Annotated in this window: 8 protein-coding genes; 4 read left to right on the top strand and 4 right to left on the bottom strand. The window is 26.5% G+C overall.

The features are described from left to right. From PKV21_07880 to PKV21_07865, 4 genes are all read left to right on the top strand, one after another. A partial coding sequence (locus PKV21_07880) for an asparagine synthase-related protein (protein HOM27409.1) occupies positions 1-1,341 on the top strand: 1,341 nt, incomplete at its 5' end. 15 nt (positions 1,342-1,356) lie between these two features. Further along, entirely contained in the window at positions 1,357-2,541 is a 1,185-nt protein-coding gene (locus tag PKV21_07875; GenBank protein ID HOM27408.1) for a HEAT repeat domain-containing protein, read from the top strand. Then, positions 2,483-3,661 carry a glycosyltransferase gene (locus PKV21_07870; GenBank protein HOM27407.1) on the top strand — a complete coding sequence of 393 codons (1,179 nt, stop codon included), beginning with the start codon at positions 2,483-2,485 and terminating at the stop codon, positions 3,659-3,661. The genes PKV21_07875 and PKV21_07870 overlap by 59 nt, the downstream gene beginning before the upstream one ends. After that, the gene (locus tag PKV21_07865; protein HOM27406.1) at positions 3,642-4,814 is read left to right on the top strand and encodes a uroporphyrinogen decarboxylase family protein; all 1,173 of its coding nucleotides are present in this window, start codon (positions 3,642-3,644) and stop codon (positions 4,812-4,814) included. Before PKV21_07870 ends, PKV21_07865 begins: the two co-directional genes overlap by 20 nt. On the opposite strand, the gene PKV21_07860 is transcribed toward PKV21_07865, so the two are convergent. The 4 genes from PKV21_07860 to PKV21_07845 form a co-directional block, all read right to left on the bottom strand. After that, positions 4,811-5,422 (bottom strand): hypothetical protein, encoded by a 612-nt coding sequence (locus PKV21_07860; GenBank protein ID HOM27405.1) that lies wholly within the window; start codon positions 5,420-5,422, stop codon positions 4,811-4,813. The genes PKV21_07865 and PKV21_07860 overlap by 4 nt on opposite strands. Before the next feature lie 334 nt (positions 5,423-5,756). Then, the gene (locus PKV21_07855) at positions 5,757-6,194 is read right to left on the bottom strand and encodes a hypothetical protein (GenBank protein ID HOM27404.1); all 438 of its coding nucleotides are present in this window, start codon (positions 6,192-6,194) and stop codon (positions 5,757-5,759) included. Continuing rightward, positions 6,191-7,171: a uroporphyrinogen decarboxylase family protein gene (locus tag PKV21_07850; GenBank protein HOM27403.1), complete on the bottom strand. Its 981-nt coding sequence runs from the start codon at positions 7,169-7,171 to the stop codon at positions 6,191-6,193. Before PKV21_07850 ends, PKV21_07855 begins: the two co-directional genes overlap by 4 nt. Continuing rightward, positions 7,171-8,024 (bottom strand): hypothetical protein (locus PKV21_07845; protein HOM27402.1); only part of this gene is annotated, 854 nt, incomplete at its 5' end. The genes PKV21_07850 and PKV21_07845, both read right to left, overlap by 1 nt.

Raw genomic sequence — 8,024 nt, 5'->3', positions numbered from 1 at the left:
TATCAGGCAATTCCTTCTCCAAAAACAATTTTCAAAAATATTAAAAAACTTTCACCTGCACATTACTTGATATGGAAAGACGGTGAAATAAAAATTGAAAAATACTGGCAGATTGATTTTACAAAAAAAATATATTTTAAAGATGAAAATGACTACAAGGAATTACTATGGGAAAAATTAAAAGAATCCACAAAAATAAGATTGATTTCTGATGTCCCTCTTGGTGCATTTCTTTCAGGAGGTATTGATTCTTCTACTATTGTAGGTATTATGAGTGAATTTCTGACCACACCGGTTAAAACTTTTTCAATTGGTTTTGATGTTGAAAGTTTTTCTGAAATTAAATATGCAAAAATTGTTGCAAAAAAGTTTGGGACAGAACATAATGAATTTATTGTAAAACCTGATATTATAGAAATTTTGCCAAAACTTGTCTGGTATTACAACGAACCATTTGGTGATTCATCAATGATTCCAACATATTATGTCGCAAATCAAACAAAAAATTATGTAAAAGTTGCCTTAAATGGAGATGGTGGAGATGAAAATTTTGCAGGTTATCCAAGATATTACCAGACAAAAGTTCTTGAAAAATTACATAAAATATCAAAAAGTACAGGCCTTTTGAATAAAATAAATAAAAATTTGATACTGAAAATCTATAATAAATTCCCATATAAATTTCCAGTTAGAATTTTGAAGTGGTTACAGGAAACAGATGATTATGGATTCTGCTATGCCTATACAAGACGTTTAACTTCTTTTTCTCCTGAATGGAAGGATAAGTTATACAGTACGTTTTTTAAAAATGAAATTAAAAATTATAATTCTTTTACAATCACTGAAAATTTATGGTCCAGAACTGAAAATCTTGATTTACTTGAAAAAATGATTTTCTGTGATTTTAATCTATATCTTCCTGAAGTTCTTCTTGTAAAAATGGATATAGCAACTATGGCGAATTATCTTGAAGGGAGAAGTCCATTTCTTGATACAGAATTTATAGAATTGATTGCTTCTTTTCCACCAGAATTGAAATTAAATGGGAGAATAAGTAAATATATTCTGAAAGAAAAATTGAAAAATTTTCTCCCAGATGAAATATTATACAGGAAAAAAATGGGCTTTGGAGTGCCTCTTGGTAAATGGTTTAGAGATGACCTTAAAAACTATTTAAAAGAACATTTGTTGTCAGAGAATTTCAGAAAAGGTGATTTATTCAATAATAAAGAAGTTGAGAAAATTATAAATGAGCATATTTCAAATAAAGCAGATCATTCTTCAAGATTATTTCTTTTACTTATTTTTGAATTGTGGAGAAAAGTTTATAATGTTTTTTAAAAAAAAGGAGGTAGTATGAAACGACTGGTTTTAATTTTTTTCATTATACACTTATTTTTATTTTCTCAGAATACTTCAAAGGATTTTATAAATGTAATTGAAAACCTGAAATCACAAGACCCTATGAAAAGAGTATATGCTGCTTATAAAATAAGAAATATGCAAGGTGATTTATCTGAAGGTATACCTTATCTCTTAAATATCCTTGAAGATGAGAGAATAATTTACGATAAAACACTGGGCAAAACTACTCCTTCAGATGAAGCAAAAAAAACAATTATAAAAATTGGTTCTGTTTCACTTCCTTATATCTTTGAGAAATACTCAAATGAAGAAAGTTCTAAATTACTTAAAATAAAACTTATTGAGATTCTTGGAGAAATAAAAGACAAAAGTTCACAAGTATTTATTGAAAAATGTATAAATGACAGAGATATTGAGATAAAAGAAAAAGTTATTGAAATTCTTTCAAAAGATAAAGACGAAGTGAATTTTTTAATAAATAATTCAAAGCAGGATGAGTATATAAAAATTAAAGTAATAAGATGTTTTGGCAGTAATAAAGTAAAAGAATCAATACCATTTCTTTATGAATATTTAAAGGATAAAAACTGGGAGATAAGAAAATACGCAATATGGGCTCTTGGAGAAATAAAAGAAGATATTGAAATTGAAAAACTAATTCCACTTATAAAGGATAAAGAATTTCTTGTTAGAAAAGAAGTTGCAGAAACATTTGAGAAAATAAAAAATCCTCTATCAATTCCTCAACTGATTGAATTACTTGATGATTCAAACTGGATGGTAAGAATGGCATCTGTAAAGGCACTTGGGGCATTAAAAGACATTAGAGGTTTTGAACCTGTACTTAATATGCTGAATGACAAACAAATTGAGGTAAAAATTGAGGCAATAAAAGCACTCGCTAACTTTAAAGATAAAAGAGCAACAGTTTCACTTATTTCTAATTTAAATGACAGATATCATTTACTTATAAGAGAGTATTCTGCTTATGCACTTGGAGAAATTGGTGATAAGAGAGCGGTCTATTCTTTAATAAATTTATTGAAAAGTGAAAATTATGAATTGAAAAGGATTGCAAGAGAAGCATTAAGAAAAATAACAGGGGTTGATTTTGGTTATGATAAAGAAAAGTGGTATAACTGGGCTGGACAGAACAAAATTTCCTCAATTAAATAAGATTAAAATCGCATATGTAATCGGAACTTTAAAAGTCGGGGGAGCGGAAAAACAACTTTATTTATTAATTAAAAATCTCAATAAAGAAAAATTTGAACCCTTTTTAATTGCTCTAAGAGGTGGAAGAATGGAAGAAGATTTTAAGAAAATTACAAATCTTTATATACTTAACAAAAGATTTAAGTTTGATATTTTAATACTTTTTAATCTGATAAACATACTGAGAAAAGAAAAACCTGATATTTTGCATACTTTTATGTTTACATCAAATACATGGGGAAGGTTAGCAGGTATTTTATCAGGAATCCCTTTAATAATTGCATCAGAGAGAAGTGCTGACTTGTGGAAAAAATGGTATCATATTTTAATTGATAAAATTCTCTTAAGATTCACTGATAAAATTATATGTAATTCTGAAGAAGTAAAAAAAATTTATATTCAGAAAATTGATGGAGAAAAAGAAAAATTTGAGGTTATATATAATGGTATAGAAATTGAAAAATATGAAAAATTACAGGAAAAAATTGAATTAAAGAAAAATTTTGGTATTAAAAATGAAAAAATCATTTTGACTGGCGGAAGATTATCATTTGAAAAAAACCTTGATACATTTTTATATATCGCAAATGACATCAAAAAAGAAATTAAAGAAGTAAAATTCATAATAGTAGGGGAGGGTGATGAAAAAGAAAATCTATTTAAATTGACTGAAAAACTTGATTTAAAAAAGGATGTTATATTTACCGGCTATAGAGAAGACCTACCTGATTTGATAAAAATTTCAGATATAGTGGTTCTTATTTCCTTATGGGAAGGTATGCCAAATCTTGTAATTGAAGGGATGTTGTGCAAAAAACCGGTTATATGTACTGAAATAGGTGGAGGAAAAGAAATAATAGAAGATGGAAAGAATGGGTTTCTGGTGAATCCTAAAAATAAAAAAGAAATAAAAGAAAAAATCTTATTGTTGCTTAAAAATGATATGATTTGTAAAACTATTGGAGAAGCAGGTTATAATTATGCAAAGAAAAAATTTTTACTTGAAAAAATGGTTGAAAATTATGAAAATTTATATCTAAAATTTTTAAAAAGGGGAGAAAATGAGCAAATTTATTCTTGAGAAAAAAATTGATTTTGAAAAACATAATGAAGAAGTAAAAAAACTGTGGGAAGAATTTAAAAGTGAAAATCCATCAAGAGTTCCTGTAACTTTTTCCATGAATTCAAGAATGATTTTACTTAATTCTGAATTGAATAAATGGAAGTATACATGGAAAGATTTTTTTGAAAACCCTGATGTTAGATGGGAAGTAGAACTAAATTTTCAAAAATGGGTAAGATTCAATGTCTGCCAGGATTCATTTATGGGATATCCAGAAAAAGAATGGAATGGTATAAATGTTTATTATTTAAACTGTGATGAAGCAATGTATTTTGGATGTCCTGTAGTTTTCCCTGAAAATGATATGCCCTTTATTTTACCAATTTTAAAAGAAGATAAAAAGAAACTTTATAAAATGAAACTCCCGGATGTCTTTGAAAACCCTGTTTATAAAATTGCCCTTGAACACTATTATTACCTTGAAGAAAAAAGAAAAAAAATTGATTTTGAAGGTATTCCTGTTGGGAAAACAGGAATTTTTGGATTAGGAACTGATGGACCTTTAACAGTTGCTTGTAATTTAAGGGGTGCCAGTGAAATAATGATTGATTTTTATGATGACCCGCAATATATTCATGATTTACTTTCTTTTATAACAGATGAAACAATTAGAAGAATTAAAAAAGTAAGTGAATTTCTTGGTATATCTTATCCACAGCAGGGCTGGGGGTTCGCAGATGACAGTATTGAATTACTTTCAACTGATATGTATAAAAAATTTGTTATGCCATATCATCAAAAATTATTAAATGAGTTTTCAAAAGGAGGACCAAATAGTATACATATCTGTGGAAGAGTTCAGAGACATTTAAAAACATTGAAGGAAGAACTAAATATAAAAACATTTGACCTTGGATTTCCTGTTGATTTTGGAAAAACAAGAGAAGAACTTGGAGAAGATGTGCTTTTAATAGGAAATATTTCACCTGTACTTTTGAAAAATGGACCTGTTGAAAAAATTAGAGAGGCAGTAAAAAATCTTTGTGAATCAGGGGTTATGAAAGGAAAAAAATTCATATTACATGATGGAAATAATTGCGCTCCTGAAACACCTGTTTTACATTTTGAAGTAATGTATGAAGCAGGTAAAGAATTTGGCAGGTATTATTAAAAAGACAACATTTTAAATTTAAATAAATTTTTCTCTAAATGTATTAATTGATACTCATCTGGCTTAAGTTGAAAAATGTCTTCAAAATCTTTAATTGAAATTTCAAGATAGAAATAGTCCGGTGGTTTTTCTCTTATCAATTTTCTTAATTCATTTTTAAAATATTCTTTAATGTCAGTACCAATTCCACAAAATTTCCAAGGACTTTCAGTTTTTGTTATAAAGTAAACTTCACAATAATCAGGAATCATAAAGATTGTCTCTTTTGGCTTTACATACTTAATTACTGTAAAAACAAGAGGATGTACATTTATTCTGTGGTCTTTTAAAATTACAAATTTATAAAAACTTCTATTAAAATGGTAAAATCTTTTTCTTATCAAATTTAAAGGTAAAAGAAAACAAACTAAGAGGGAAAAAATAACCAGTTTTTTAGGATAATTCTTTATTAAAATTATTGCTCCTATGATTAATGGGATATTTACTAGAAGAATATAGTGGGAATATAAAGCAAAAGTAAAGAAATAAATGAATATTAAACTTACGAATAAACTTAAAAATAAAAATTTTAAGTTATCTTTTACCAGACATACCGGTATTAAAAACATCAATAATTGTTTTCCTGGTCCTGTAAATAAAAAAATTCTAAATCTGTAATTTATATCATTTAAAAAATTTATAAGTGTGTTTTTTGATGAGATATTTGAAGTTTTTGCTAAATAAAATGGAAAAGTAAATGTTTCAAAACTTTCTGGAAAACCTTTAATGAATACGTAAATGAAAAACTTTTCTCACCTTTCAAAATTCTATCTTTAAAAAATAAAAAAATTACCAAAACAATCAGAGAATAAGGTTGTTTAAACATCAACATCCATATTAAACAATTTCCCAGAATAAAATCCCCTATTTTTGTTGGTTTTTCAAATAAAATAAATAAAGAAATTATGGTAAAAAAATAAAAAAATGTTCTGTAAGGTTACCGCCACTAAATGTAGCATAAATTCTATAAGCAGTTATAAATAAAAAAGAAACAATCCAAAAAAATTCTGCAATTTTAAATTTTTTCAGTATAAGAAAAAGCAAAATTAACATGATAATACTTGAAAAAATATCTGTAAAATATAATGTCCATCTTGTATCAGTAAAAATTTTAAAAAGAAAAGCATAAATATAATAAATTGCTGGAAATTTATAATCCCAAACTTCTTTATACAAAATTTTTCCATTATTTATTTGCTGTCCTATATATGCATAAATTCCACTATCTATAAACATCTGATTATATGTAGGATTGTGTGGAAAAGAAGTAATAAAAAAATATATAATACTCAAAAGTGTCAGTATAGAATTGACTCTTAATTTTTTTAAAAAATTTTTCATAAACAGTCTTTTTCCAGTTCTCTTGCTATTTTAAGTAATCTTTTTATTTTGGGTAAGTCAACCAATCTTTCCATTGAAAAACCTATACATTCTGGTTTATAACCTGCAAGTTTTATATATAATTTTTCCAGTTCTTCTTCAGATAAATTAAAAATTTCCCAGGATTGAATTTTTAAAGTAAATCTGCATGGACATTTTTTTGATAGTATTTCTCCATTTAAATACTGGTCTGCTGATGGGTCAAAAACATCAATTTTAACTTCTTTTAAAAACTTCAAATGCTCTTCTTTCAATAGTTCACTGTGCAGATGTCTTTCAGTTGCTTTCAATCCTTCATATAATTTATTCCAGTAAGGTAAAACAAATTCAGAAAATAATTCTGGAGATAAAATACCTGCAAAATCATCTGGTATTCCTTTTGGTCCTTCTTTTATATCATCTCCAAAATGATTTAATATCGTTTTTGCATAATTTAAAGCACTTTCAACTGTAAAATTTAAAAGTTTATGTGCTTTCTCAGGATTATCATATACAAGCAGAAAAAAATCCTGTCCCATAAGTAAAACAGCGGTTGTTATCGGTCCTTCGTAAAGATGTCCTATTGTATTTGGGGTATCTGGAACAAGTTTTTTTAATTCCGATAATGTCTTCAACTTTTTCTGTATTAAAGGAGCACTTAAATAATCTTCTGGTTCTTTTAATTTATCTATATTCTCAATGTTTTTTATTAATGGAAATGGTTTGGGTTCTCCATCTGCTGGAAATTCAATATGAGCACCGAGTGAAGCAATATGAGGATAACAGAATCCAGCCATTTTTGGAATAGGTGGTTTTACCTCAAGTTCTTCTGCTATATCTTTTAGTTTTTCATATGCTTTCACAATTGCTTTTGCTTCAAAATGTAACTGATAAAAGTTAATATTACCTATTTCAATTAAAAGATGGTCTGAAAATCCAAAACTGTATTTTGGTCCCATTAAAATTTCCTTTTCAGTTTAAACTTATATAGATTATTATATATTTTTTCAAGATAGTATTCATTTTTTGTTAAACTGAAAATCCTTTCAAGTTCTGAAATTGGTCTGTCCCAATAAATGTAATCTGGTGGATTTTCCCTTATTTCTTTTTTTAGTTCCTCTTTATAATATTCATCTATGTAATAATCAAAATTAATAAATCTAATGGGACTTTTTGTTCTTGTTAAAAAGTAAACAGTAGGGTCCGGTGCATTCATAATGAAAGTTTCTCCGTCTTTTAAATTGTTAATTATTATAAAGGCAACAGGAGAAGAAGCGCATCGGAAATCTTTATCTATAAAAATAATTTTTAATGCTTTTAAAGAATCTTTTATTTTTAAGTATATGTATTTTGCGGGTATTAAAGTGAGAAAGATAAGAGTAAAAATAATAATTTTTTTGTGCTGTAAATTGTTTAATAAGTATATTAAAGCAAGAACTACTGGAATAAAAAAGATAAGTCCATAATGTGGATGGGAAGCAGGTGTTTTAAAAATAATAAGTAGAGAAATAAAAACAAAAATTATTATTTCCATTTTTAATCTTTTCTCTTTTTGAAAAAGCAAAATTAAAAACAATATAAACAGCTGTACAAGTGGACTATTTTTTAAATAGGTCTTTAAATTTAAAATAAACTCAAGAAATGTTTTTGATTCCTTTTTTGACCAGTATAATGGATAGAAGATTGTACAATCAATACTCTCAGGATATCCTTTTAAAATAACATATACAAAAAACAATAAAGGAAGAAATAATCCTGTTAAAAAAGAAATAAAATTTTCATAAATTTTTTTTCTGTAAAAAAATGCTAAAA

The sequence above is a fragment of the bacterium genome (genome assembly GCA_035371905.1).
GTDB lineage: Bacteria > Ratteibacteria > UBA8468 > B48-G9 > JAFGKM01 > JAMWDI01.
The sequence above is the reverse complement of the archived record's forward strand: the minus strand, read 5'-3'. Positions and strand labels throughout refer to the sequence as shown.

Bases quoted from the DNA above. Each gene is read 5' to 3' on its own strand.
- PKV21_07870 (HOM27407.1), top strand. From the start codon at position 2,483: ATGATAAAGAAAAGTGGTATAACTGGGCTGGACAGAACAAAATTTCCT.
- PKV21_07860 (HOM27405.1), bottom strand. From the start codon at position 5,422: ATGTTTTTAATACCGGTATGTCTGGTAAAAGATAACTTAAAATTTTTA.
- PKV21_07875 (HOM27408.1), top strand. From the start codon at position 1,357: ATGAAACGACTGGTTTTAATTTTTTTCATTATACACTTATTTTTATTT.
- PKV21_07855 (HOM27404.1), bottom strand. From the start codon at position 6,194: ATGAAAAATTTTTTAAAAAAATTAAGAGTCAATTCTATACTGACACTT.
- PKV21_07865 (HOM27406.1), top strand. From the start codon at position 3,642: ATGAGCAAATTTATTCTTGAGAAAAAAATTGATTTTGAAAAACATAAT.
- PKV21_07850 (HOM27403.1), bottom strand. From the start codon at position 7,171: ATGGGACCAAAATACAGTTTTGGATTTTCAGACCATCTTTTAATTGAA.